The sequence below is a fragment of the Nonlabens arenilitoris genome (genome assembly GCF_002954765.1).
In the GTDB taxonomy this organism is placed as follows: domain Bacteria; phylum Bacteroidota; class Bacteroidia; order Flavobacteriales; family Flavobacteriaceae; genus Nonlabens; species Nonlabens arenilitoris.
Window position 1 is genome coordinate 1,664,851 of the sequence record NZ_MTPW01000001.1, and the last position, 26,204, is coordinate 1,691,054.

Genomic DNA, 26,204 nt, shown 5'->3' on the forward strand with positions numbered 1-26,204 from the left:
GTATATAATATACTAATGTATATAAAATTATTATGAGAAAGAATATAGATTTAGATAAAACGACATTACTCAAGCTTAAAATCCTTGCCGCTTTTGAAGATACTAGTGTGAAAGCGCTGATCGAGAAACTGGTGGAGCGTTTTGTCAAAGAAAAGGAACATGAACAGTTGCAACAACTTTCCAAGGAAGAGAAAGAAGATTTAGGCTTGCTTGCCCTTATGCAACAGTCTGATAGAGATGAATATGTTTCTAGGGATGAAGTTATGAAAGTCCTTGACGAATAATGGAGGTTATTTTTCTCAAATCTTTTTTAAAAGATCTAAAAAAGGTCAAAAATAAAAAGCTGAAACAACAGGTAAAAGATGCAATTCTTGAAGTGGAAAAAGCTAAAACCGTTTCTGAAATTTCAAATATTAAAAAGCTATCGGGATTTCTAGGTGTTTATAGGATTAGAATAGGCTCGTATAGAATAGGATTGTATGTCAATGATAGCCGTGTTGAATTTGCCAGATTTGTAAAACGAGCTGATATCTATAAATTATTTCCATAGTCAATTAGTGTAGATATAGACAATGCACACATAAATAGTTGGCATATCAAATCTTAAATCTTTTTAAGACTATTTAATGGAGTAATTCCCTTTTATTTTTCGAGTTCAATTTCAAATTCGAGTTCAACTTCACCACTATTCCCACTTCAATTGCATGCGCTTAATTCTATCGGCTAGCTTTTCACTGGAGAGTTTTTCGCGTAAGCGATCTGTGATGATAGGAAAGGAGAATGGAGTAGGTTTTTCACAGGCTTTCCAAATGATTTCTTGTTGCTGGATGCGTTCTAGGGCTTCTCGCAAACGGTATTCTTCAATAGCGTTTTCAAAGGTCTCTGTATATGCCTGACGGAATAATAGATTATCAGGTTCATTATCTCTAAATACTTCAAACAGTAGTTGACTACTATTTTGTAGATGTTTGGTTTTAATCAATTTATTAGGATAACCTGAAAAAACGAGTCCAGATATAACTGCGATGTCCCTAAATTTTCTGCGAGCCATCTCAGTAGCGTTCATACTGGCTTGCAGGTCTTGTGATAACATGTCTGGAGTGAGTAAATCATTATCTAGAATTTCTTGCATATCAAATTCTAGATCACTTAAAATTTCAAAACCGTAATCATTAAATGCTAGTGAGAATGTTATTGGTTTCAATAAACTAGCGCGATAAGCTATGATTCCTGCCATGGCTTCATGGACAAATCTACCTTCAAAAGGATAGAACACTGCATGATAACCTTCACGAGTTTTAAAAGTCTCAATCAGGAATTGGTTCTTTTGTGGAACGATGCTCTCTCGCTGTTGTCTTTTGATAATATCTTTAAGTGCTTTTACTTCTGGTGTGCGTTTTTTGCCGGTTTGAAAGTTCTCCATTTCGTCGCGTAACAACTCGCCTAATTGTGCGCTCAATGGTAAACGACTTCCTTGCCAGTTAGAAACTCTTGCTCTTTTCTTAGAAGATAATCGCACTTGGGCAACCATACCTTTTAACCGTACAAATTCAAGTGTACGACCACCTAAAACAAAAACGTCACCACGACTTAATTTGCTAATAAAATATTCTTCTATTGACCCAATGTAACCGCCAGAAACAAATTTTACACTCACTGTGGTTCCTGTAACAATTGTTCCCATTTGCAAGCGATGTCGCATGGCAATCTTACGGTCATCTATAAAATACCGACCGGTATCATCTATTTTTACTTTCTTATATTCATCATAGGATTGTAAGGAAGAGCTACCGTAAACAATGAAATCTAAGCACCATTTCCATTCCTCTTCAGTAAGTGCGGCAAAGCAAAAAGTGCCTTTCACTTCAGGAAAAATCTCATCAGGATAAAAACCGCCAGAAACGGCTAGTGTACACAAATATTGAATCAAGACATCATAACAAAGTAAATAAGGCAATCGATCTTCTACCGCTTGTGTGGCAACAGCTTTTTGTAAAGCGCTGGCTTCTATCAACTCCAGTGCATGTGTCGGTAAAAAGTGAATCAGACTGGTTTCTCCTGGTCTATGTCCTGAACGTCCAGCACGTTGTAGAAAACGAGCCACACCTTTAGGTCCGCCGACTTGTATAATAGTTTCTACCGGAGCAAAATCTACCCCTAAATCTAGCGATGAGGTACAAACACAAGCTTTTAAGCTTTCGTTTCTAATCGCATTTTCTACCCAAATTCTGGTTTCCTTATTGATGGAGCCGTGGTGCATCGCCACCTCGCCAGCAAATTCAGGATGTTGCGACATGAGTGATTGGAACCAAAGCTCGCATTGCGCTCTTGTATTCGTAAAAATTAAGGTAGAGCGACTAGAATTGATAATAGCTACCACTTCTTTTAACAAGTGCAACCCGAGATGACCACGCCATGGAAATTTATCCATACTGGCTGGAATAATGGACTGCACTTTTATGTCTTTTTTTATGTTGGCTTTAATTAAAACGCTTTCGCGAAAGCGTGTTTCATCAACGCCTAACAACACCTCACGAGCTTGCTCAAGATTACCAATGGTAGCACTAATTCCCCAAACTCTGATGTCTTTACTCAAACTCAACAGGCGAGAAATTCCTAGTTCCATCTGTACGCCACGTTTAGTGCCTAGTAGTTCATGCCATTCATCAATAATGATAGCTTGACAATCTTTGAAGATTTTTGCATGGTCTTTTGAGCCTAATAACAAATGCAAACTCTCTGGTGTAGTGATGAGCAAATCGGGCATGGATTTGCGCTGTGCAGTGCGTTCTTTAGCACTCGTATCACCACTGCGTATTCCAACAGTAAAAGGTAAGATACCATCAACAAATCGTTGTGATGCTTGTGCAATCTCTTGAGAAAGCGACCGCAAAGGAGTAATCCATATCGCCTTGAGTCCTTTTTTAGGTTTCTTTTTATAATCTGGATTCTTCTTAATGTAGTCCAGAACAACAGCTACCCAAAGGGCATAAGTTTTTCCACTACCAGTAGGTGCGTTCAACAAACCATGTTTACCCGATAGAAAAGCATCCCAAGTCTTTTTTTGAAACGGAAAAGCTTCCCAACCTTGCTGGTTGAAAAATTCTTCGGCGATATGGAAAAGCTCTTTTCTATTCATCATTTAGAAATCCTCCATCAGTGGGAATAAGTGCTTTTAAATCGTCTATTGTATTTGCTTCCTCTATAGGTTTATCTGTACGCCATCTTAAAATTCTAGGGAAACGAGTAGCTACTCCAGATTTATGTCGTTTACTAGGAGCTATTCCTTCAAAAGCGATTTCAAAAACATGATGAGGTTTTACAGAACGCACTGGACCAAAACGTTCTAGAGTATTCTTCTTTATCCAGGCATCTATCTTCCTAAATTCTACATCGGTAAGACCTGAATAAGCCTTTGCAAAGGTGACAAGTTCACCATCTTGCCATAGTCCAAATGTGTAGTCAGTATAGAGATTTGCTCTACGACCATGTCCACGCATGGCATAAGTAAGAACAGCATCGATGGTAAAAGGATCTACTTTCCATTTCCACCAGTCGCCTTTTTTACGACCAACTAGATAAGGACTATCCTTTCTTTTTAACATCAATCCTTCAGATTTACGTTCTGCGCTGCGTTCTCTTTCTTTTGCGACTTCTTCCCAAGAATTAAAATTCATGGTTTCTGATAGGAGCAAAGGCACTTGGTTTGAACTTGAACTTGAATTTGAACTTGAATGTTGAACTGAGGTGATAAGTTTATCGAGTAATGATCTGCGTTCTTGAAAGGATTTATCGCGTATATCTTCACCTTGCCATTCTAATAAGTCATAAGCAACAATCACTACAGGAACATCTGCGAGTAATTTTTTACCTACGGTTTTGCGACCTATCCTAGTTTGCAGGTCATTGAAGTTGAGAATCTGTCCGTCTTTATATGGTAAGATTTCACCGTCAATTACAGTTCCATCTGGAATAACATTGATAAACTTTTGAAATTCGGGATATTTATCTGTTACTAATTCTTCACCTCGTGACCACACAAATAGCTCACCAGATCTGATAATAGTCTGTGATCGTATGCCATCCCATTTATGCTCAGCACTCCATTGTGTGACATCACCTAAATCTGTAATCACGCCTTCTACCGCATAAGCCAGATAAAATGGATAAGGTTTACCGCGCATGGCTACCTCATTGTCTTCATAAATGAGTTCTTGAAAGGTAGTGTTTTCTCCTGTCCAACTTCCCATAAGTTTATGAGCAAGTATATCTTGATCTATTCCTGTGGCTTGAGATAATGCACGAGTCATCAATTTTTGAGAAACACCTATTCTGAATCCACCCGTCATTATTTTATTAAATACAAAACGCTCATAGTAATTAAGTTTCAACCAGTTTTCTTGTAGATAAGCTTTCTTATCAGCATCTTCCTTTTTACGTAGCGCAATCAGTTCTTTTATGATTTGTGAAAGTGATTTATCTGAGGACTCGTTCGTGGTCGGTAGAATTAGAGCAATAGTTTCTGCTAGGTCACCTACAATGTGGTACGATTCTTCAAACAGCCATAATGGAATACCACTTATTTCTGTTGCCCATTCTCTCATGAGTGTTGTATTCACAGGACGTTTAGGTCTGCGATGAGATAATATAGCTATAGTCCATAGTTTATCATCATCTGGTGCGGTTTTAAAATACTCGGTAAGCGCAGCCACTTTAAGTGTGGTCTTATTGGTACCATCTATAATTCTTATGAGTTCTGCAAACTGTTTCATGGCGCTTATTTAGAAGACGAAAAGTTTGTGTTTGAAGATTTTACTTCATCTTGAGAATCCATGTTCTCAGACTCATTAAGGTTTTCACCTTCGTATTGTGTTCTTTCACTAATTGCGTTAAGACCTTTATGTTCTCTTAAATATCTAGCAAAAATATCTTGATAGCCATGTGTAGTGATTACATTTTCACAACCAGTAGCATCAATACTGTCTAGCAGTCCATCCCAATCACAGTGGTCCGATAGTACAAAGCCTTTATCTATAGCGCGTCTACGTCTAGCGCCTCTAAATGCCATCCAGCCACTTGCACTAGCCGTTACGTACGGCACCATTTTACGTATCCATGGACTGCCATGAGCGCTAGGTGGAGCTACTACTATGTTTCCTGCAAGTTCTTCTTTGGTAGTTTCTTTAGTTATTAAATATGTAGGTGGAAAATCTATAAGTTCTCGCAATACTTCGGTCATTTTAAAGACCGCACCATGGCAATAAATTTTCATCTGTGAAGTGTCGAGATGTTTAATAAGCCGTTGTGCTTTACCTAAGGAGTAGGCAAAAAGTACAGAGGTCTTACCATCAGCATGATTTTGAGCACACCAGATGTTTACATCTTCCATTACCTGTGATTGTGATTGCCATTTAAAAGCTGGTAGCCCAAAGGTACACTCTGTTATAAAGGTGTCGCATTTTACAGGTTGATATGGTGTCGATATACCATCATCTTCAGTTTTATAATCTCCTGTAAAAACCCATACTTCATCTTTGTGCTCTACACGTATCTGACTAGAGCCAGGTATGTGACCAGCTGGATGAAATGAAAATTTTACATTGTTGATGAGCAGGTTTTCGCCGTGAGCCATACCAGACACATTGATGTCACCTAGACGATGTTTAATGATGGGTACATTGTCATGTTGGGTAATGTAATTTTTATGTCCCCATCGGGAATGGTCTGCATGTCCATGAGTGATCAGTGCTTTATCCACTGGTTGCCATGGATCCAGATAAACTCTTGCCGCAGCGCAGTAGATACCTTTTTTAGTAAATTGAAGTAGAGGTTTGCCCATTGCTTAAAGTTAAGCACTGGTATCGAAAAAGTGAGTAGGTTTAAGATAATTTTATTAGGGATTGATACTGTCTTTTTCTTCTAGTTCGAGTTCTAATTCTTCTAGGTTTTTAAAAGATTCTCTTTAGATTTTTGTTGAGCAAACACTTCCATCATCTGAATCTTAAATTCATCTAGTGCAATTATAACCAGATCATAACGTTCTTGTTGCTTTTTACTATCATATGTATTATGTGTAAGTAAAGCGTGGTAGGACTTAACTCTAGTTTCAAGTACTTTTAATCTAGATTTCACTGGTTGACTGGCTACTTCTTCTGGTACACTTACAGTCATGTCATCTATAAAAGTGGCTAGCCGTAGTGCCGCAGCAGTAGAATGGTCAAAGTTTTCAAGCTCTGTTATAAAGCTTTGATATGCGTCCCATTTTGTCGATAATTGCTGTGCATCTCCTTTTAACACCATGCGTGACATAGCGGGATCAAAGGTTGTTTCTAAGCTTTGCTCAACTACTGGAACGGGTTCCTCTTTTTGCCCGCAAGAAATAAATAATACTAATAGTAATAAATAACGCATAGGTTAATAACGTATAAGTACAAAGATGATTATATTGTTTATATAAAAAAAGTATCGTGATAGAATCACGATACTTTTCTAATTTTAAAATGAGAATATTAATTATTTATCCTTTATCTCTTCATTATACTCTTCAGTAGCATCTAGGTATTTTTCTGTAGTAGATTGTTTTCTACTGCTATTGATTTCTTCCATGTATTCTTCCATGGCGTCTTCTTTATTATCTACGTATTTTTTGCGTGCTTGAATGATTTCTTTTTCTAAATCGTCAAAGGCTTCCTGGATTTCTTCCATGTTTTCTTTATTGTTTTTTGTAGATGCCTTTTCTCCCACACGTTCTTCTTCATACTCTTTAATTTCTTTTTCTACATCTTCTATAGCGTCTTGTACATCATCAATACGTAAATATGCAGGAATTGTAGATTTGAAAGAGTTAAAGCTGTTTCTTAAACTTTCAGATCTGCTGTTGATGTTATCTTCTGTAACAGTAGATAGATCCATAATATTAGTTCTTAATACGGTATAAGAATCATATCCTTTAATGGCCACGATGTTATCATCTTTAACTTCAACATTGCTTTCAAAATCGTTTGCTAATGCTGTGACGTTTTCTTTGGTGTATGTAATAGTTTCTTGTGCAGCATCTTCAATATCTACTGTTGTTTCTTCAACCTGTTCGGTAGTGTTTTCTACCATTTCTTCAAGGTCATTATTTTCCTGTTCTTTACAAGCTATTAAGGTTGCGGTCGCAAATAGCGTGATTAAAAGTGTCTTTTTCATAGTATTGGTTTTTAATGTTGTCACAAATGTAAGTTCATTAATTTAGTATAAAAACTAATAAAAACTAAATTATAGTTAATTAAAAATGAGAATTCTTAAATATGTTAACTCTTTTGGTAATTATGCTTTCGCGAAAGTGAGATATTAAAATGTTAATTATTACAAGGAAATTTTAAGATTTTGAGAATTGAGAGTTGGTATATTTACCGTCCTTAAAACAAACTATGGCGACTAAAATATTAATTATAGGTGCTTGCGGGCAAATAGGTACTGAGCTTACAATGCGACTGCGTGAAATTTATGGAAATGATAATGTGGTAGCTGGCGATATAAGAGAAGGAAGTACTGAGTTAATGGAGTCTGGTCCTTTTGAAATAGTAGATGCTATGAATAGGACATCAATTGAAGATATATGTCTACATTATGAAATTAATGAAGTATATCTAATGGCAGCTATGCTGAGCGCCACAGCAGAGAAATATCCTAAAAAGGCATGGAATCTTAATATGGACTCGCTTTTTCATGTTTTAAATCTAGCAAAGGAAGGTAAGATTGATAAAATTTTCTGGCCATCAAGCATCGCGGTTTTTGGACCTACAACGCCTAAAGAAAATACACCACAGCAAACTATAATGGAGCCTAGTACTGTTTATGGTATATCAAAACAAACAGGTGAACGCTGGTGTGAGTATTATTTTAATAAATATGGTGTAGATGTTAGATCTATACGTTATCCAGGTTTAATATCATGGAAAACTTTGCCTGGTGGTGGCACAACTGACTATGCAGTTGAGATTTTTCATGAAGCGCTTAAGAATAACCATTACGATTGTTTTTTAAAGGAAGATACTAGTTTGCCTATGATGTTTATGGAAGATGCTATAAAAGCAACTGTTTCTATAATGCAGACTAAGACAGAGAATGTTAAGCAGCGCAGTTCTTACAATCTAGCAGGTATGTCATTTACACCTGAAGAAATTGCTATTGAAATCAAGAAGCATTTACCTGAATTTACCATTACCTATAAACCTGATTTTAGACAGGCTATTGCAGACAGCTGGCCAGGATCAATAGACGATAGTGTAGCGAGAGAGGACTGGTCATGGAGTCATGATTATGACCTTGAGAAAATGGTTGAAGAAATGCTAGATAACCTTAAATAACTCTCTTATAGACATACGGTGTTTATTATATTTGCGGTATTAAATTATTAGATATGTCATTCTCAAGTTTATTTGAATCTGGTGAAAGCGCCAGAAATAAAAGTCATTTTGCTACTTTAGTTAGTATTGCGCAGTCACACGATAATATGAGCGCTCAAGAAACTGTGGTTCTAGAGCGTTTTAAGTCTAAACTGGATATATCTGATTCAGATTATGCAGCGATACTTAAAAACCCGTCTGCATATCCAGTAACGCCTCCTACAGATAGTGAAGAGCGTATCCAGTGGCTACACGATTTATTTAAAATCGTATTTGCAGATCATGCTATGGATGATAATGAGCACAAATTATTAAGAAGATATGCTACAGCGATAGGTTACAATGACGAAGATGCTAAATACCTAGTCGATCGTTCTATCGAAATTTTCTCTGGTCACCTTAACCTAGAAGATTATAGGTATCTATTAAATAAAGATCGTAAGTAAATTTTTTACTTAAATTTTTTAAGATTAAGCCTTTTATAGATGGTGTTCAATAATTCATCATCTGTATAAGGCTTTTTTACTACGTCTTTAAATCCTGCTTTGCGATATTCTACCAGGTCAGATGCTGATGTTTTAGTAGATACAGCAATCATCGGGATCTTTTTATTATGGTCGTTAGCAAACTCTTTTATCAAACTTATAAGCTCCAAGGCGTCCACTTGTGAAATAGATGATGACATAAGTATTAAGTCATAATCATCTTTATCTACAGCTTCTAATAGATTTTTAGGATCTGTGAATACACGAGTGTCAAAATTACCTGTGCCTACTAAGATTTTTAAGGCTGTCATTTGCGTGACGCTATTATCTTCGGCAATTATAGTTCTTACTTTCTCAGTAAGATTTATTTTGCTATTTTCAGCTGTTTCTTCTGTTTCTTCAACGATTTCTTTATCGTGAATAGGGAATACTAATTTGAGATTTGCAACTTGTTGTGTGCCTCCTGATTCTAGTGGTTTGATTAGAATTTCTCCATCCATTAACTGGGCGAGCTCTCTAGCAATTGAAAAGCTTAAGCCTGTAGTTTTTTCAATATCACCATTATCTAGGTTTGTATAGGTTTCAATATCTTGATCATTTAATATGTCAGGTATAATACCATTGTTATTAATAACCTCGATTCTTAGACTTACTTTATTTGCTCGTCTTTGATTTTCTTTAATGTTTATTTCAATACTATCTCCTTTGTTGTGCCTTAAAGCGTTGTCTAGAAAATTAGTGATGATTTGCTCAAATCGTCTTTTATCACCTATTATCGTTTTAGGTACATTTTCATCAACTTTTAAATTGATAGTTAGGTCTTTAGTATTGCTGGTTGTTGAGTAATTTAAATGTACATTTTTGAGAAGCTTTCTTAAAGAGAAAGGATTGCTGTCTAGAGATAGCGAACTATTCTTAAGTATAGATAAATCTATAATGTCATTTAATATGTCCCTTAACTTATCACTTTGATCTTTAATTGCTTCAACGAGCATTTCTTGATCTAAATTGAGTTCAGTCTTCAATAGCATTGAAGAAAATGAGCTTACTAAGGTTAATGGGTTGCGCAGTTCATGAGAAAAGTTACCTATAAACCTATTCTTAAATTCTTCTTGCTCTTTTAAGATTTGGTTTTTAAGCTCTAGTGTTTCTTGAAAAATGATTGACTCATTACGTTTTTGAGCAATAAGTTGAACTCTATTATAAAATTTTGTTCCTTCTCTAAAAATAATGACAGCAGTATCGTCATCATTTTTTATAAAATCAATATCAAATATGCGGTCATTTAAATGAACACACTCTAGTTTTATATGATTGCTTTGTTCTAAAAAATATACGTCTATACTTTCAAAGAAAGGATGAAAATCTTTTATAGAAGAATCTTTGTTGACCTCAAATAGCTGTTGATCTGTTGTAAGAATGGTGCCTTGCTTGTTAATGGAAATAAACTGTAGATCTTTTGTGCTATAATCACGTTGTAATGCATGCATCGCCATTAGGTTAAAAGTTTAGCAATTTTTTCAAATAGACGTTGAACGTTGTTACCTTCTTTAGCACTGACTAGCATATCTAAAAACGCTAGTTCTTCCTTCTTCTCAGATATACTTCCTTTAGGTAAAAGGTCAGATTTGTTTCCTATACTTATGATAGGGACATTATTAAAATTCTCTTTGAGGTAATTAGTTTGGGATTCTATATTTTCATAAGTAACTGGACGGGTAACGTCACAGACAAATATAAATCCGTGAGTTCCTAATAAATATGCTTTTCTAATTTCTTCTATGTCATCAGTACCTTCAGTATCCCATAGAATTAAATTAACTTCTTTATCGTTAACATGTACTGTTTTTTTAAGTATGTGAACTCCTATAGTCACTTTGTAGTCTGCAGAAAATGCATCTTCCACAAAACGCCTTATAAGGGAAGTTTTTCCAACTCCAAAATGTCCTACGATGACGATTTTTTTGATATCATATTATTGGTTACTGAATTTAAGAGCACTATACCTGGTTAATAGTAATTCTTCTAGTGCTTCTCTCGAATCTAATAGATTCTTTTTATTTATTTCTTGTGAGACTTCTAGGTTGAAATTTTCAAGTTCATTTTCTAGAGTCTCTGTAAATGTACCACTTACGGCTGTCGCAATATAATATTTATGAAAACTATGTAAGTGTATTTCATATAAATCGTATTCTATCGATTGTAAATCGTGATTAGATTGTTTAAAGGCGTCTTCTACAAATCCTTTAATTGCTGTTAGCATACCGCTAATCATGTCTTGGTCTACTGTTTCTTTTAAATGAAAACTTCCTATAAGAATACCAGAGCCTTTCTCAATTATAAATACCTGTTCAACTTTTGCGTTACCTAAATCGCTTATTATAATTTCATTTTCACTAACTCCTGTAAAAATCGACTTGAATTTACGTTTAAGCCCTTGTATAGAAAATGTATCCTTTGCTGTTTTATTCACCTGCTCTGATAAGACCTTAATCTCTTGCGAGATGTACTTTTTGATCATTTTACCTAAGATGGGATAAAGTGCTTCAACAACTTCGTCTTTGGAATTTTCGATTTGAATTTTCAATGACTCTGTAATTACTGGTCCTAAGTTTTCAGGGATATTTTTTGTAAACTCTTCTAATTCTTCTTGGATGATAGGAGAAACTTTTTCAGAAAGCCTATGGCGTTCCCTTAAGATTTCTTCTAATACATTGATTTTATGAGTAATACTTTCTGCGTATTCTCTGTCATCTGTAAGTAAGATGGTCTTCAATAACGCCAGTTTTTCATCTTCGGTCATGGCGGTATTGTGTTATTAAGCTTTGATTTTTTTACCTAACTCTATAAGTGCTTCACCTAACATATCTCTGCTTGTTTTCTCATCTTCAATAGTATCTAAACGATCCTCTAACTTATTTTCTAAGTCAGTAATACGTATGTTTAAATCAGTCGATAGACTATCGATGCTTTTACTTAGCTCATCACGAGTATCATCAATAAAGCTTTGTAGTTCTTGTTTTTTCTTTAACAAGTCTGCTTTTAATTCTTCAAACTCGTTGTTATACTGTTGGATGTTCTCTCCAAAAATGAGGTTTTTTATAGCCTCTATTTTTGAGTTGCTATCTACACCTTCAGTTGCAGCATTTTGGGTTTTAGATATTTTACTCATTTTCATTTCTCATTTGAAAAGTAAAAATACTAGAAAAATATTACTTATCGTGCTTTTGAATGAATTCCTCGACTTTAGCGACCATGTTTTTACTACCACAGAAAAAAGGAACACGTTGATGAAGTTCTGTAGGTTTTAAATCCATAATTCGAGTATGCCCATCACTAGCGGTTCCACCGGCTTGTTCAGCAATAAAGGCCATAGGGTTACACTCATATAAAAGACGCAGTTTTCCATTAGGAGCTTTGGCGCTTTTAGGATACATATAAATGCCGCCTTTAATCATATTTCTGTGAATATCAGATACTAAACTTCCTATGTAACGACTTGTGTAAGGTCGGTCACCTTCATCTTGCTGGCAATATTTAATATAATCTTTAACGCCTTGAGGGAAATGAGTGTAATTACCTTCATTTACACTGTAGATGTTGCCATCTTCAGAAAATTTCATGTTGGGGTGAGATAGATAATACGTTCCTAGCGCTGGGTTTAATGTAAATCCATTTACTCCATGACCGGTTGTGTAAACTAGCATGGTTGATGTACCATATACAATATATCCAGCGGCTACTTGAGAACTACCAGGTTGTAAAAAGTCTTCTAATTGAACAGGTGTCCCTACAGGTGTTACACGTCTATATATAGAAAATATAGTACCTACAGATACATTGACGTCAATATTTGAACTACCGTCTAATGGATCCATTAATACCACATATTTGTTACTGTGGTTCTCTTTATGACCTTCTATAGTTATAAAATCATCATTTTCTTCACTAGCAATACCACAAACAATCTCGCGATTAGTAAGGGTTCTTATAAATGTGTCATTTGCTAGCACATCAAGCTTTTGTTGATCTTCTCCTTGAGTATTGATCTCGCCAGCGCTACCAGTAATGTCTACTAATCCTGCTTTGTTGACCTCGTGATTGACCATTTTTGCTGCTAGTCTTATTGAGTTGATAAGTCTAGAAAGTTCGCCACTGGAATATTGAAATTCAGATTGATTTTCAATGATAAATTCTCCTAATGTTTGATTTTTACGTGCCATAATGGATTGAGGTGTGTTGCAAATATTAAAAAATATTCTCCATACATATAACGTTGTAGTAAGATAGTTTTAAGAATTTGTACATTACTCTATTATATATTTACTCAACTTTTAATAATATGATACAGATAAAAGAAGCTAGAGTAACTGATTATCCTAGAGTGTTAGAGCTTATTCAAGAGTTAGCTACTTTTGAAAAAGAGCCTGATGCGGTTGAAGTTACCGTAGATGACTTAATTAAACATGGTGGTGGTGAACATCCATTATTTAAATGTTTTGTTGCTTTTTATAATGATAAGATTGAGGGAATTGCACTATGTTACCCTAGGTTTTCAACTTGGAAAGGCAAGACAATACATCTAGAGGACCTTATTGTTACTCAAAGTTTAAGAGGAAAAGGTCTTGGGAAAGCATTGTATAATCAGGTGATGCAATATGCTTATAATGAAAAAGTACGTCGGGTAGAATGGGTTGTACTTGACTGGAATGAAGGTGCGATAGATTTTTATAAAAATACGGGAGCTACAATATTAGAAGATTGGCATCTCGCACAAATGGACGAAGAATCGCTCTGTAATTATGTTTTAAGAAATGAAGATATTTAAATTTGGTGGTGCGTCAGTAAAAGACGCTGCAGGTGTACGTAATGTCTTGCAAGTCGTTCAAACTATGGGCTATGATGGTTTAGGGATAGTAGTCTCGGCCATGGGCAAAACAACTAATGCGTTAGAAGAAATTATTAATCGTTATCAAAATAATGATAGTTCTTATTTGACTCTTATTGATGATCTATTTGCTCAACACCTTGATATTGTTTCTGACCTAGAGAGTAATGATGCTAGTGAAGATGTTTTGATACGCTTTCGCGAAAGCGAACTTAAAAAAGACCTGAAAGCTACCATAGAGTCCTTAAAAGGTACTATGCTGCGCAACCAAAGTAAAAATCATGCATTTATTTATGATCAAGTAGTTAGTCATGGAGAGCTGCTATCAACCATGATCGTAGCAAGTTATTTTAATGCTCATGACCTGCCAGTTGAATGGATGGACGCACGACAATTAATTAAAACAGATCACAAGTATAGAGATGCAGCCGTAGATTGGAAAGAGACTGAAAAATCAATCAAAAGCAACTGTGCTGGTAAACTTTTTTTAACTCAAGGATTCATAGGATCAGATGATAATGGTTTTACCACAACATTAGGTAGAGAAGGTAGTGATTATACTGCGGCAATTCTTGCATATGCTCTAGATGCTCATCATGTAACAATATGGAAAGATGTACCTGGAGTATTAAATGGTGATCCACGTGTATTTGATAATACTATATTGCTAGAGCAAATATCATACCGCGAGGCTATAGAATTAGCTTTTTATGGAGCTAGTGTTATACATCCTAAAACATTACAGCCTTTGCAAGGTAAACAGATTGAATTGAGAGTGAAATCATTTTTGAATCCACAGGCTCAAGGTACTGTAATTAAAGAAGGTGATGCTTTACGACCTATGACGCCTTGTTACATAGTACGTAAAAATCTAGTTTTCTTAGAGGTGTCTGCTCGTGACTTTAGCTTTATAGGAGAAAATAACATTAGTGATATATTTCATCAATTAAGTGAAAGTAAAATGCAAGTAGGTTTGCTGCAAAACTCTGCAATTAGTTTTACCATTTGTGTTGAAGATAAGTATCATAAACTTTCTGAATTGTTAGAGGATCTAGAGGCCAGATACAAGGTTAACGCGGTAAGTGATGTTTCACTTTATACTATCAGACATCATAGTGATAATGCAATTGAGTCTATAGAAAATGGGAAGGATGTACTTTTAAGACAGCGCACTCAAGAAACTTTACAGCTAGTAGTTAAAGGATAAAGTTGAGCAGTTATCAATTATACTATATTTGTATTCTACTATCTAATTTAAAGAATGGGTCTGGTAACAGCAAAAGAGGTCGCAAAAGCGATTCATATAGATAAATATGGTTTCCTGGGTACGCTTGGTGGCTGGTCACTTATGAAGTTATTGCGCATTTCCACGCTCAATAAACTTTATAACAGACATAAACATTTAAAAGATGTAAAGTTTCTTACAGCTTTACTTGAAGATTTACAAATTGAGTTTGAAATACCTGAGGAAGATTTAAGGCGTATTCCTAAAACAGGTGCGTTTATAACGATATCAAATCATCCTTTAGGAGGAATTGATGGTATTTTGTTGATGAAGTTATTACTGGATAAAAGGCCAGACTATAAAATTATAGCAAATTTCTTATTGCATCGTATAGAGCCTTTAAAACCTTTTATAATGCCGGTAAATCCCTTTGAGGATCGTAAGGACGTAAAATCTTCTACCGCTGGTTTTATGCAGGCAATTAGACATCTTAAAGGCGATATGCCATTAGGTATATTCCCTGCAGGAGAAGTGTCAACTTATAAAGATGGTAAGTTAGTGGTAGATAAGCCATGGGAAGAAGCTGCAATGAAATTAATTCAACGTGCTGAGGTGCCTGTGATACCTATCTATTTTCATGCAAAAAATAGTAGACTGTTCTATAGATTAGCAAAAATATCTGACACTTTCAGGACTGCAAAACTACCGTCTGAAACTTTAACTCAAAAGCGCCGCATTATTAAAGTGCGTATAGGTAATGCTATATCTGTTAAAGATCAAAAAGAGCACGAGAGTCTAACTGGTTTTACTGAGTTTTTAAGGCGTAAAACTTATATGCTTTCTAAAGCATATGATAAAGAGTCTACAAAACTTAAAGATATACCTAAGACCATAAAACTTCCTAAAAGTCCAAAAAAGATCATAAAGCAGGTAGATCCCGCAAAAATGATTAAAGAGGTGGATCAATTAAGAAGTGATGATAAGCGCCTTTTACAATCTAAAAATTATGAGGTATTTCTCGCAAAAAGCGATAAAATGCCTCATGTAATGACAGAGATTGGTAGGTTGCGTGAAATAACATTTAGAAAAATAGGTGAAGGGACAAATAAAGCGATCGATTTAGATCATTACGATAATTATTATCATCAAATGTTCTTATGGGATAATGAGGTACAAGCGGTAGCTGGTGCATATCGTATGGGAATGGGTAGTGAGATTTATGAAGCTCGTGGTATTGAAGGTTTTTATCTTAATGAGCTGTTTAAATTTGAGCCTGAGCTATACAAAATGATGAATCAGTCTATAGAAATGGGACGTGCGTTCATCATACCAGAGTATCAACTTAAACCGATGCCTTTATTTCTTTTATGGAAAGGTATTGTACACTGTACTTTGCGTTTTCCAGAGCATAAGTATCTCATAGGTGGTGTGAGTATAAGTAACAAATTTTCAAACTTCTCAAAATCATTAATGATTGAGTTTATGAAAAGTAATTACTATGATCCATACATTGCTCAATATATCACGCCTAAGCAAGAGTTTAAAGTAAAGCTAGAAGATGCTGATAAGGATTTTATTTTTGATGAGTCTGAGGCTGATTTAAACAAATTTGATAGGTTAATAGATGAACTAGAACCTAATGAGTTGCGCCTACCAGTGCTAATTAAAAAATATGTCAAACAAAATGCTAAAGTTATAGCGTTTAACGTTGATCCATTGTTTAATAATGCCATTGATGGTCTTATGTATATACGTATTGCAGACCTGCCTGAAAGTACCGTAAAACCTGTGATGGAAGAGTTTCAAGCCGAGATGGAGGCACGTTATTTTAGAGATAATGAAGACAGCGAAGAATAATATGAGATTCTTCATTCTAGCTATATCTTTATTTTTCTTTCATCATCTTTGCAATGCACAAATACTTAAAGGTAGGGTTGTAGATTCCTTAACACAAGAGGTGATTAGTGGAGCGTCAGTCTATATCGATGGAACGTCCAAAGGTGTTATAACGGATTTAGATGGTAATTTCAGATTCGATTATCCCGAAAATGTAAAATCTGCATTAGTGATCAGGATGATGGGATATAAAACTATTCGATTTTCTAAACCACTAGAGGCTGATTTAAGTAAAATTGCTTTAGTTCAAAAAGCAGATGAGCTAGATCCTGTAATGATCAATCCAGATCCTTGGTCTCGTAAAAAGAAAGAACAATATTTTAAAAAATATTTTTTAGGCACCTCAACCATTGCTGCAGACTGTAAAATACTTAATCTAGACGACGTGAAAATGCGTTTTAATCCTGTAACAGGTTTAATGACAGCTAGGTGTAATAAGCCCATTATGGTTAGAAATAAACATTTAGGCTACTTAATTAGTTATGATCTGATAGATTTTGAACTACAGTTTGAGAAAAGGATTTTAAGACCAGGACCTGGCATTATTCTACCTGACAACGTAAGTGTCTTAGAAAGCTTTCATCTTGAAGAGGCCTATTTTTTGGGGTCTTCATTTTTTCAAGAACTCAGTAATAAACCGTCCCGTCGCAAAAAATATGTTAGAAGAAGAAACAACTTATATAAAGTAAGTGAGCTGCGGTTTTTTAGGGCATTAGCTACTGATCAGTTGCAGGATAAAGGATATGTGCTTTATTATGATAAGTTTGCAGTAGACATAAAAGATCATATACGTGTTAAGCAATTAAAAACATACTCGGTAATTGGTTTTAGACATGATCAATATCCTATCATTGATGCTAAAAATAACAGAACAGATATCTATTTAAGTGGTGAACAAATTATAGTTGATCAACACGGTAACAACCTGTCAGGTAAAGCGATTAAATTCAATGGTTTTATGGCAGAATTGAGAGTAGGTGGAATGCTGCCTCTTGACTTTAAGCCCGAAGAGAATTAATCTTGTTTCTTATTTTTCTTAAGTTTTTTCTTAACCTTTTTAATGGCTTTAGTCTTTTCAATCTTTTTTAATTCAGATTCTATAAACTCTTCACAGTAAGCTTGAATTATCTTTCTCGCTTTTGCAAAAGCGCCTTCATCACCATTATTAAGTTCTTCAATATTAGAAATAGGAAATTCTATAATGCTAGCTTTATTAGAGATCGAGTGTGGTATGCGACTAGCTATATTTTCTCCCAAAGTAATGATGTAGTCAAAAGGTATTTTTTTATAGTCGTCGATATGGTTAGAAGAATAATCTGAAATATCAATTCCCACTACATCCATGCTATCTATCACTGTAGTGTTAATTTCTTGAGGCTCTAAACCAGCGCTATAGATTTGTGCGCGCTCATTGGTGAAATAATCCATAAATCCATGTGCCATTTGACCAGCAGTGGCATTAGATATAGAAAGAACTAGTATATGAAGCATTGAGGATTCACTAGATTAGTAATAAGTACTAGATTAATGTTAAGCCAAAGTTAAGACGACTATTCATGTTACACAATAAATACTTTAAACCTTAACATTAAAGTTGTTAAAAAACTGTTTTTCAGCAACTTATTAAAACCATGGTTTTTTGTTAATTTGATAGGTTTGATGAAATTCTTCTTCAGATTTTGTGAGGTAAATGATCCCTTCTATAATACCTATAATCCCAGCGCCACCACAAGTTAATATACCTGCGATAAGTAGAATGATCCCTTCTTTATTATAACCTAGAACAAATTTATGTATACCTAGATAACCGAAGAATATACCTAATACTCCAGCAAGTATTCTTTTATTGTTAGTGTCCTTTGTAAAATTGTCATATTCTCTCTTGAAATCATCTGCAGCATGTGACGCAGCTTCTTTCGCCTCTTCATAACTTTCTTTTGCTGCCTCTTTTGCACTGTTAAAACTATCTTTTGTGCTATCGTATCCATTATCGCTCATACTATTCTAATTTAAAGGTGTTAAGGATTTGTTCTATTTTTCAAATAATTCTTCATTAGCCGGTTCCCAAAGTTCAACTTTACGACCATCAATGTCTATAATCCAGCCAAATTTACCGTAATCAAATTCTTCTATTTCTCCTGCAATTTCAACTCCAGATTTCTTTAATTGATCAATTAAACGCACTAAATCATTTACACGATAATTGATCATAAATTCTTGATCGCCTGGGTTGAAATAAGTAGTGTCTTTCTTAAAAGGACTCCATTGTTGAGAAGCTTTTTCTTTTGTGGGTCCTGTCCAGAAGGTGCAGCCGTACTCATCTACTGGAAGGCCTAGGTGTTCTTCATACCATGCTTTAGTGGCAGCAACATCTGCACATTTAAAAAACACGCCTCCTATACCTGTTACTTTTGCTTTCATAATTAGTGGTTTTTAATAATTTTACTAGCGATGACTTGTGCTAGTTTATACTTAGACTCTACCGTCCAGCCTGCTACGTGCGGACTTAATAAAACATTGTCCATTTTCAATAGTTTTTTAAAGGGTAAAGGCATTTCACTATCAAATAAGGAAGTAAATGAGCTTTTTTCATATTCTAAAACATCTAATCCAGCACCTCTTATTTTCCCTAACTCTAATGCTTCAACTAGGTCTGCCGTGATAACAGATTTACCTCTAGCCGTATTAATAAAATAAAATGATTTATTAAAACCATTTATAAATTCTTTATTAACCATGCCTGTGGTTAAGGCAGTTTGTGGTGTGTGTAGGCTTAACACATCTGCCTGAGATTGTAATTCTTTTAAAGACACTTGCGTGGCGTTTTCATCTTCTAGTCCGTTTTTAAGATCATAAAAAATGACTTTACAATCAAAACCAGAAAGCTTTCTAGCAAATGATTTTCCCATATTACCATAACCTATTAGTCCTACAGTTTTGCCTTCTAGTTCTAATCCGCGGTTTTCTTCTCGCAACCATATACCATTACGCACTTCTTGATCTGCTCTATTCAGGTGATTAAATAGAGATAAAAGCATTCCTAAGGCATGTTCACCTACTGCATTACGATTACCTTCAGGTGCGTTATAACAGGAGATCTTAAGTTGGTGAGCGGTATTTAAATCGATGTTTTCTAGTCCAGCGCCTACACGACCTATGAATTTAAGTTTTTTTGCAGCTTGTAAAAACTCTTGATCTATCGGGAATCTACTGCGCACGATAATACCATCATAGTCATGTATGATTTTTAAGATATCTTTTTTTGATGTTGTATAATCATAATAATTACTATAACCAGCATCTTCTAGCATATGTGCTAGAATATCGTGGTTTGAATCTAGGTGTAAAACTTTCATGTTTTAAAAATACAGTTTTAAAACTGTTCTCGTCTGTGCACGAACTGACATTTGTATTAATAATCAATCATATTCAGTTCCTGCTCAAAATCATATTGTAGGTCTTCATGTAAGGTACTTATACGTACTTTGATAAGGACAATCTGACGGTCGCAAATATCTCTCAAGACTTTACTCTGTGAGTAATAGGGTTGAAAATCCTGCAGTAACCTGCAAAAATGAATCAATACAGATACTTCAGTTTCTTTATTTCCAGAATAGCGTATGTATTTTTTAGCCTCTTTGAGAATTTTTCTGATTCCTTTTTTTGCATAGTAAATATTGCGTGTGTTTACTGCGAGGAATTGCTCATCTAGATGTGCTTTAACAGAGTCTACATAATCGTCCTCGTGATGTGCTTCAAAGAGCAAGTAAGTAAGCAGTTCTTTATTTTCTTTTTTAAAACGTGATAAGCGTAGGACGATTTCCATGAGCTCTTTCTCGTCCTTATACTTAAGTTCGTCTTTGAGTTCTTTAACGCTGGCCGTTTTCATGTAGTGAGATGGTTTTTTACGCTTTCGCGAAAGCAAGATTAATAAAACCTCATTGCTATATTCCTATAATCGCCTTTGCAATTAAAAAGTAGATTAAGATACCAAAAATATCATTACTTGTAGTAATAAATGGTCCTGTAGCCAGTGCAGGATCGATGCCTCTTTTATGCAATGCTAGTGGTACAAATGTACCTACCAGACCAGCCACAATAATAACCGCAAACAATGATGCCGATATTGCTAGCGATGTCAAAAATTCACGTTCTGCAAAGAAGGTGTAAGCAAATAATAAAATGGCGAGTATGACGCCATTAAGCATAGCGAGCAGCACTTCTTTTATCAATCTATTTCCTATAGAGCCTTTCAAATCATCATTTGCAATACCTTGAACGATGATCGCACTAGACTGCACACCTACGTTACCAGCCATAGCGGCTATAAGTGGTGTGAATAAGAATAAGACTGCATACTCTTTAATCAGGTGCTCAAAACCACCCATAATTGCCGCAGCACCTATTCCACCTACTAGACCTAAAACTAGCCATGGTAATCGCGCTTTAGTTAAATCCCAGATGCTGTCATTTGCCTCAACGTCTTGAGAAATACCACTGGCAAGTTGGTAATCTTTCTCTGCTTCTTCTGTTATAAAATCTACTATATCATCGATGGTTACACGACCTACTAATCGGTCTAATTCATCTACAACAGGTATGGCCTCTAGATCATACTTACGCATGATACGAGAAACTTCTTCTCCAGATGTTTTAACGGTTACATAATCAACCTTAGGTTTACACACATCTTTAATAGGTGTGTTTGCTGGACTGGTTAGTAAATCTTTAAGCGACAAGCGGCCTTTTAATTTATCGTTATTATCCACTACATAAATAGAATGTACACGAGTAACATTTTCTGCTTGAGCACGCATTTCACTTACACAACCGGTAACGGTCCAGTTCTCGTTTACTTTAACGAGCTCTTTGGCCATTAAACCACCAGCACTGTTTTCTTCATAACGTAGAAGGTCTACAATATCCTCAGCATGTTGTTCATCTATAAGCTCAGAGATAACTTCTTGAGCAATGTTATCAGGAAGCTCGTTTAGAATGTCAGCTGCATCATCAGTATCCATTTCTTCCAGCTCGTCTGCAATTTCTTTAGGAGAAAGTGCATTAAGAACGCGATCACGCTGGTCCTCATCCAGCTCCATAAGAGCCTCACTGGTTTTCTCAGAATCAAGAAGCTTGACAATGTAAACTGCTTGCTCAAGATTAAGCTCATCTATAATCTCAGCAATATCAGCAAAGTGCAGTTCCTCAAGGATATGCTCTAGCTGCGCACTATTATCACTCTCGATGAGCGTGCGTATTTCTTCTAGAAAATCTTTGGTAATATTAAACTGCATGACTTATGGACTTGCTGCAAATATAAAGGTTATAGAATTTGAAAGCGAAATAGATGTTTTTTAAAAAACAGGTAATTATACCTATTGTAGGAATTGTTTTAATATCAGAACTTTATTACGATGCTTCACTAAATATTAATTTAATACATTTAACAAAATGAAAAAACCAAATTTATTGAAGTTAGGAGCTATTGCTTTTATCTTTTGTTCACTTTTGTTCACTAGTTGTGAAAGTGAAATTATTGAATCTTCCAATAGTGATTTACAGAAATCGGCAGGATCTGGAGATTCTTGTAATTTTCAACCTTATGGATTGTATTTTGAAAATGGGAAATCTGTAGATTGTGAAAATAATATGATGCACTTTCCATCATGGGATGCATTTGATTTAGCTGTTGAAACTCTAGAGGATCAAGTTGATAATCATGAAGACTCGTTTGTCATACCAAATGATCATTTAAGTGAAGACGCTTTAAATGATTTAGAAGAATCATCTGGATTTATATCAGATCAACCATTGATTGATTATGAAAATAGTCATGAATTTTGTTCTTTAAGAGCTATTGAGGCTGCTTTAGAAGACGCTTGGTTAGACAGTTCTGATCAACCAGGATGGAGTTTTGACGATTATCAAGAAAATGCTATTAATGTTGATCCATATGAACAAACGTTATTTAATCCATTTAATGAAATCATGATATGTAATGATATCTATAAATTTATTGAAACAGGCGTTTTAATTATAGATAGCACTCATCCCGATGCTGTAGCGGCGTTAACTGCTTCAAATAACGGTATAAGTCCTGAAGAGCTGGCGATTACTTATGGAGGAAATTCAGAAGATCCAGGAGCTTTGCAGTATAATGAAGACTTGATTTCTGGAAATTGTATCCTTAAAACTCGTAAAAGTATAGGGATTGATTTAGCTGCTAAATACAAATTAAGAGCGATTCATCAACTAGATAATAAAACTATTAATGGACCATCACTTAATAAGGCTAAAAAGTACAAGGCGTTTACTAAAAATTACCACAGAAAAACAAATAACAGTAAGTGGAAAAAGCGCAGAATAAAAAGAAGTGCAGGATTTGATGGAAGAAGACACGATGTTAACGACCCAATATTATGTGGGATGTTAATTGATACTGACGTGACAGGAAGATACAAAAAAAGAAGAAGATCTTCTGGTAAGATAAAAGTAGTTTTAGTATCTGGAGGCGCACCTGGTGTAGGCACCGAAACGGGAGAACTTGTTTCAACGCATCGTCAAAGAACTTTTAATGAAACGATCAGTTTTGAATAAATATAATTTTCTTAAATACATACTAGCGTTGATATTTATCAACGCTAGTATTTTTATCACTAAAGCACAAAGAGCAAAGGATAAACAATCCTTTCCATTGGGTATAATGATTGGTGCACATTCTGTAGATTGGAGTAATACAAATGAAAACAGTGCTATTCAGTTAGAATATCAAGATAGAATTAGCTCTACTTTTGGTTTAAAATATCAATTTTATAACTATAAAAATTTAGAATTTTATACAGGATTTAAAGTAAGGTTGTCATCGTCTAGTTTATACTATAAGATCGATTCAGAAGATTTAGGAGTCAATTTAAATTTTAATAGATATGTCATATTTTCTCCTTATTGGACCTATCATCTACCGTTAGAGGTCGAATACCCAATTTACCAACGAGATAAGTTTAGGATTCAGGCAAAATTAGGTTATGAATTACAATATTATGGAATCACAACAGGTAGCGATACAAGAGTAGCACTTTCGGTAGACAATATTCCACGTTTAGTAGCTGAAAATAGAGAACATCAAAGTTTTATTACTAGCGGAATTAATATCGGTTTAGGTTTTGATTTTTACACAGAAAAATATGCTCGTTATAGAATAGATTTAATATACCACAATCACTTTCAAACACTAGAAAAAGAAAAAATAACTACTCAAAATTTAAATATAAGCCCTAATACGACTTCTACACATCGATGGACTGGAAATTACTTAGGATTAGAATTAAGTTATTTTCCAAGACCTAGACAAATAGATCAGGTTAAAAAAGAAAAAATTAAGAAACAACATGGAGAAATTAAAAAAGGTGCTGAGTATTTATTTGAAGATGTTTTTCCACTAGGGATTGGTCTTACCGCTTATGACCATTATTTCACAAATTCAGACTCTTTTGGTTATGCTTACAGCCGTCAACAGAAAAATTCTTTTGGGATTAGCCTTAATTATAACTATTTACAAACGGGTAAGTTTAATTTTGGAGTTGGGATAGGATATAAAAACATCAGCACAACGGCTAATTTATTTATTCCTGCTGCAAATGCTTCTGAGAGTGAAGATGTAAACTTAGGTTTTGACAGAGATTTTGACATATTTAATTTGACTTTAAAAGCAGAGTTTGTTAAGGCTTTAAGTAAAAAGCATTTTTTAAGTGCTTCTCTAGCCTTAGAAGCAAACTCTATTCAAGATGATGATCTTAATGGTCAGTCATTTGTGTATAGAAATAATGCTGGAGATGATTTAGTTGCTATTCAATTTAAAGAGACAAGCTCCATAAATATTCTAACACCAGTATCATTAGGTTATTATTATAAATCTAGTAATGCAGGTTTATTTAATGTGAATCTCACCTATTCACCTTCAGATTACTTAGTTCAAGAAGAGCGCTTGATAAATTTAGGTTTAAATACTGGTCAAGGCACTAGTTCTGTACATTCATGGAATGGTAGCTATTTAGCTTTAACTTTAAATTGGTATCCTAATCGAAAGAAGAAATAAATAAGTTTTATAATTTCTCAATCTCAGTAGCGAGTTTTACAAAGACATCAACGCTTATTTGTTCTGGTCGTAAATTGAAGATTTCTTGTTCACGCATTTCGTCGGGTAAATTCATAGATTTTAAAGAATTTCTCAAAGTCTTCCGACGTTGTTGGAAGGCGAGTTTAACTACTTGTCTTAAAATAGAGTAGGAGCAAGTGAGATTGTCATAATTATCCTTGCGTTTTAAGATCAACACACCACTATCCACTCGTGGCGGTGGATTAAATACTTGTGGTCCTACGGTAAATAAATACTCAGCATCATAATAAGCTTGTGCTAGAACAGATAGAATTCCGTAGATTTTAGAACCGTGTGGTGCGCAAATACGTTGCGCTACTTCTTTTTGAAACATCCCACCAAATTCAGGAATCTGCGTTCTGTTTTCTATGGTTTTAAAAACAATTTGTGTACTGATGTTATAAGGGAAATTACCAATTATGGCAAACGGTTCCTCACCATAAATCTCTTTCAAATCCTTTTTCAAAAAATCTGCTTCTATGACTTGAAAGGTTTTTTCATTGACAATCTTTACATGTTCCAGAGGGAAACTGTGCTTAAGATAAATCACTGATTCACTATCTAATTCTAGTGCCGTTACCTTCATGTTTTTGCGTATCACATGTTTAGTAAGCACACCAGTTCCAGGTCCTATTTCTAGAATTTGGTCATAACCTTCATAGCTTAATACATCAGCAATGCGTTGGGCTACATCTTCATCTTTAAGAAAGTGTTGTCCTAGATGTTTTTTTGCGGTAACGCCTTTATCGCTTCCTTTATGAGATGATTTATGTTTGTTGTATTTAGCCAATTGTAGTATTTATTATCAGTATTAGATGTAAGATTAAACCTAATTTAGATTAGTGTGTACGGTATATTCATCGAGTACGTCTAATTCTGTGCGGAATGATAAAACATTATTACCCCATTTATCTAATCCGGCTTTACGCAATGCTTCGGCATGATTTGAGTAATATGTTTCTAAAGTTTCTCTACTAATTGCTTTATATTGAATTGAGAATGTGCTAGATCCATCTTGCTCTTCTACAAGCACGCGTGTTAACTTAGCATCTTTAAAAAGACCAGTTCCTAAAACGTGTGCAATATGTTCACGTATCCATTCTAACCATTCCTCTTCTAAATGACTTGCCATGTTGCAAGTCACATTATATATTACCATAAT

The 26,204-nt window shown here is 34.9% G+C and carries 28 protein-coding genes; 10 read left to right on the forward strand and 18 right to left on the reverse strand.

What is annotated here, in order from left to right; genetic code table 11:
• Positions 1 to 32: 32 nt before the first annotated feature.
• The gene (locus BST92_RS07360; protein ID WP_105070862.1) at positions 33 to 284 is read left to right on the forward strand and encodes a hypothetical protein; all 252 of its coding nucleotides are present in this window, start codon (positions 33 to 35) and stop codon (positions 282 to 284) included.
• Positions 284 to 550: a type II toxin-antitoxin system RelE family toxin gene (locus BST92_RS07365; RefSeq protein ID WP_105070863.1), complete on the forward strand. Its 267-nt coding sequence runs from the start codon at positions 284 to 286 to the stop codon at positions 548 to 550. The genes BST92_RS07360 and BST92_RS07365 overlap by 1 nt, the downstream gene beginning before the upstream one ends.
• A gap of 135 nt (positions 551 to 685) precedes the next feature.
• Here the strand turns inward: BST92_RS07365 and BST92_RS07370 are convergent, their stop codons facing one another.
• The 5 genes from BST92_RS07370 to BST92_RS07390 all read right to left on the reverse strand — a co-directional run bounded on the left by BST92_RS07370 (position 686) and on the right by BST92_RS07390 (position 7,191).
• On the reverse strand, positions 686 to 3,139 hold the full coding sequence (locus BST92_RS07370) for a ligase-associated DNA damage response DEXH box helicase (protein WP_105072221.1): 2,454 nt from the start codon (positions 3,137 to 3,139) through the stop codon (positions 686 to 688).
• A complete protein-coding gene (locus BST92_RS07375) occupies positions 3,132 to 4,772 on the reverse strand; it encodes an ATP-dependent DNA ligase (protein WP_105070864.1) in 1,641 nt (546 codons plus the stop codon). Before BST92_RS07375 ends, BST92_RS07370 begins: the two co-directional genes overlap by 8 nt.
• A gap of 5 nt (positions 4,773 to 4,777) precedes the next feature.
• Positions 4,778 to 5,839 (reverse strand): ligase-associated DNA damage response exonuclease, encoded by a 1,062-nt coding sequence (locus tag BST92_RS07380; protein ID WP_105070865.1) that lies wholly within the window; start codon positions 5,837 to 5,839, stop codon positions 4,778 to 4,780.
• 101 nt (positions 5,840 to 5,940) lie between these two features.
• Positions 5,941 to 6,411 (reverse strand): hypothetical protein, encoded by a 471-nt coding sequence (locus BST92_RS07385; RefSeq protein ID WP_105070866.1) that lies wholly within the window; start codon positions 6,409 to 6,411, stop codon positions 5,941 to 5,943.
• A gap of 102 nt (positions 6,412 to 6,513) precedes the next feature.
• Positions 6,514 to 7,191 (reverse strand): hypothetical protein, encoded by a 678-nt coding sequence (locus BST92_RS07390; protein ID WP_105070867.1) that lies wholly within the window; start codon positions 7,189 to 7,191, stop codon positions 6,514 to 6,516.
• 224 nt (positions 7,192 to 7,415) lie between these two features.
• On the opposite strand from BST92_RS07390, the gene BST92_RS07395 reads away from it, so the two are divergent.
• Positions 7,416 to 8,354, forward strand: a complete 939-nt coding sequence (locus tag BST92_RS07395; RefSeq protein ID WP_105070868.1) for an NAD-dependent epimerase/dehydratase family protein — start codon at positions 7,416 to 7,418, stop codon at positions 8,352 to 8,354.
• A gap of 53 nt (positions 8,355 to 8,407) precedes the next feature.
• Positions 8,408 to 8,839, forward strand: coding sequence for a tellurite resistance TerB family protein (locus BST92_RS07400; RefSeq protein WP_105070869.1), 432 nt, complete (start codon positions 8,408 to 8,410; stop codon positions 8,837 to 8,839).
• A 5-nt stretch (positions 8,840 to 8,844) separates the two neighbouring features.
• On the opposite strand, the gene BST92_RS07405 is transcribed toward BST92_RS07400, so the two are convergent.
• The 5 genes from BST92_RS07405 to fbp are packed head-to-tail and all read right to left on the reverse strand — an operon-like array spanning position 8,845 to position 13,101.
• On the reverse strand, positions 8,845 to 10,374 hold the full coding sequence (locus BST92_RS07405) for a hybrid sensor histidine kinase/response regulator (RefSeq protein ID WP_105070870.1): 1,530 nt from the start codon (positions 10,372 to 10,374) through the stop codon (positions 8,845 to 8,847).
• Positions 10,374 to 10,847: a Rab family GTPase gene (locus tag BST92_RS07410; protein ID WP_105070871.1), complete on the reverse strand. Its 474-nt coding sequence runs from the start codon at positions 10,845 to 10,847 to the stop codon at positions 10,374 to 10,376. Before BST92_RS07410 ends, BST92_RS07405 begins: the two co-directional genes overlap by 1 nt.
• Positions 10,848 to 10,853: 6 nt before the next feature.
• Positions 10,854 to 11,681 carry a cell envelope biogenesis protein OmpA gene (locus BST92_RS07415; protein WP_105070872.1) on the reverse strand — a complete coding sequence of 276 codons (828 nt, stop codon included), beginning with the start codon at positions 11,679 to 11,681 and terminating at the stop codon, positions 10,854 to 10,856.
• Between the two features lie 15 nt (positions 11,682 to 11,696).
• The gene (locus BST92_RS07420) at positions 11,697 to 12,050 is read right to left on the reverse strand and encodes a fructose 1,6-bisphosphatase (RefSeq protein ID WP_105070873.1); all 354 of its coding nucleotides are present in this window, start codon (positions 12,048 to 12,050) and stop codon (positions 11,697 to 11,699) included.
• A 40-nt stretch (positions 12,051 to 12,090) separates the two neighbouring features.
• The gene (fbp, locus tag BST92_RS07425; RefSeq protein WP_105070874.1) at positions 12,091 to 13,101 is read right to left on the reverse strand and encodes a class 1 fructose-bisphosphatase; all 1,011 of its coding nucleotides are present in this window, start codon (positions 13,099 to 13,101) and stop codon (positions 12,091 to 12,093) included.
• Positions 13,102 to 13,220: 119 nt separating this feature from the next.
• On the opposite strand from fbp, the gene BST92_RS07430 reads away from it, so the two are divergent.
• Genes BST92_RS07430 through BST92_RS07445 form a run of 4 tightly spaced genes read left to right on the forward strand, consistent with a single transcriptional unit; the run spans position 13,221 to position 17,905 of the window.
• Positions 13,221 to 13,706: a GNAT family N-acetyltransferase gene (locus BST92_RS07430; protein ID WP_105070875.1), complete on the forward strand. Its 486-nt coding sequence runs from the start codon at positions 13,221 to 13,223 to the stop codon at positions 13,704 to 13,706.
• Complete coding sequence (locus BST92_RS07435) at positions 13,693 to 14,973, forward strand: aspartate kinase (protein WP_105070876.1); 1,281 nt, start codon at positions 13,693 to 13,695, stop codon at positions 14,971 to 14,973. The genes BST92_RS07430 and BST92_RS07435 overlap by 14 nt, the downstream gene beginning before the upstream one ends.
• Before the next feature lie 54 nt (positions 14,974 to 15,027).
• Positions 15,028 to 16,848 (forward strand): GNAT family N-acyltransferase, encoded by a 1,821-nt coding sequence (locus BST92_RS07440; RefSeq protein ID WP_105070877.1) that lies wholly within the window; start codon positions 15,028 to 15,030, stop codon positions 16,846 to 16,848.
• Positions 16,829 to 17,905: a carboxypeptidase-like regulatory domain-containing protein gene (locus tag BST92_RS07445; protein WP_105070878.1), complete on the forward strand. Its 1,077-nt coding sequence runs from the start codon at positions 16,829 to 16,831 to the stop codon at positions 17,903 to 17,905. Before BST92_RS07440 ends, BST92_RS07445 begins: the two co-directional genes overlap by 20 nt.
• On the opposite strand, the gene BST92_RS07450 is transcribed toward BST92_RS07445, so the two are convergent.
• The 6 genes from BST92_RS07450 to mgtE all read right to left on the reverse strand — a co-directional run bounded on the left by BST92_RS07450 (position 17,902) and on the right by mgtE (position 22,181).
• The gene (locus BST92_RS07450; RefSeq protein WP_105070879.1) at positions 17,902 to 18,378 is read right to left on the reverse strand and encodes an arsenate reductase/protein-tyrosine-phosphatase family protein; all 477 of its coding nucleotides are present in this window, start codon (positions 18,376 to 18,378) and stop codon (positions 17,902 to 17,904) included. The genes BST92_RS07445 and BST92_RS07450 overlap by 4 nt on opposite strands.
• A gap of 132 nt (positions 18,379 to 18,510) precedes the next feature.
• On the reverse strand, positions 18,511 to 18,885 hold the full coding sequence (locus BST92_RS07455; protein ID WP_105070880.1) for a TM2 domain-containing protein: 375 nt from the start codon (positions 18,883 to 18,885) through the stop codon (positions 18,511 to 18,513).
• Positions 18,886 to 18,918: 33 nt separating this feature from the next.
• Positions 18,919 to 19,308, reverse strand: a complete 390-nt coding sequence (locus BST92_RS07460; RefSeq protein WP_105070881.1) for a VOC family protein — start codon at positions 19,306 to 19,308, stop codon at positions 18,919 to 18,921.
• A 2-nt stretch (positions 19,309 to 19,310) separates the two neighbouring features.
• Positions 19,311 to 20,243 (reverse strand): 2-hydroxyacid dehydrogenase, encoded by a 933-nt coding sequence (locus BST92_RS07465; RefSeq protein WP_105070882.1) that lies wholly within the window; start codon positions 20,241 to 20,243, stop codon positions 19,311 to 19,313.
• A 56-nt stretch (positions 20,244 to 20,299) separates the two neighbouring features.
• Complete coding sequence (locus tag BST92_RS07470; RefSeq protein ID WP_105070883.1) at positions 20,300 to 20,776, reverse strand: hypothetical protein; 477 nt, start codon at positions 20,774 to 20,776, stop codon at positions 20,300 to 20,302.
• 55 nt (positions 20,777 to 20,831) lie between these two features.
• A complete protein-coding gene (mgtE, locus tag BST92_RS07475) occupies positions 20,832 to 22,181 on the reverse strand; it encodes a magnesium transporter (RefSeq protein WP_105070884.1) in 1,350 nt (449 codons plus the stop codon).
• A gap of 157 nt (positions 22,182 to 22,338) precedes the next feature.
• On the opposite strand from mgtE, the gene BST92_RS07480 reads away from it, so the two are divergent.
• The gene (locus BST92_RS07480) at positions 22,339 to 23,484 is read left to right on the forward strand and encodes a hypothetical protein (protein ID WP_105070885.1); all 1,146 of its coding nucleotides are present in this window, start codon (positions 22,339 to 22,341) and stop codon (positions 23,482 to 23,484) included.
• Complete coding sequence (locus BST92_RS07485; RefSeq protein WP_105070886.1) at positions 23,462 to 24,982, forward strand: hypothetical protein; 1,521 nt, start codon at positions 23,462 to 23,464, stop codon at positions 24,980 to 24,982. Before BST92_RS07480 ends, BST92_RS07485 begins: the two co-directional genes overlap by 23 nt.
• Positions 24,983 to 24,989: 7 nt before the next feature.
• Here BST92_RS07485 and rsmA read toward each other — a convergent pair whose 3' ends face one another.
• A complete protein-coding gene (rsmA, locus tag BST92_RS07490; protein WP_105070887.1) occupies positions 24,990 to 25,832 on the reverse strand; it encodes a 16S rRNA (adenine(1518)-N(6)/adenine(1519)-N(6))-dimethyltransferase RsmA in 843 nt (280 codons plus the stop codon).
• Between the two features lie 39 nt (positions 25,833 to 25,871).
• Positions 25,872 to 26,201 carry a DUF4286 family protein gene (locus BST92_RS07495; protein ID WP_105072222.1) on the reverse strand — a complete coding sequence of 110 codons (330 nt, stop codon included), beginning with the start codon at positions 26,199 to 26,201 and terminating at the stop codon, positions 25,872 to 25,874.
• Positions 26,202 to 26,204 lie beyond the last annotated feature (3 nt).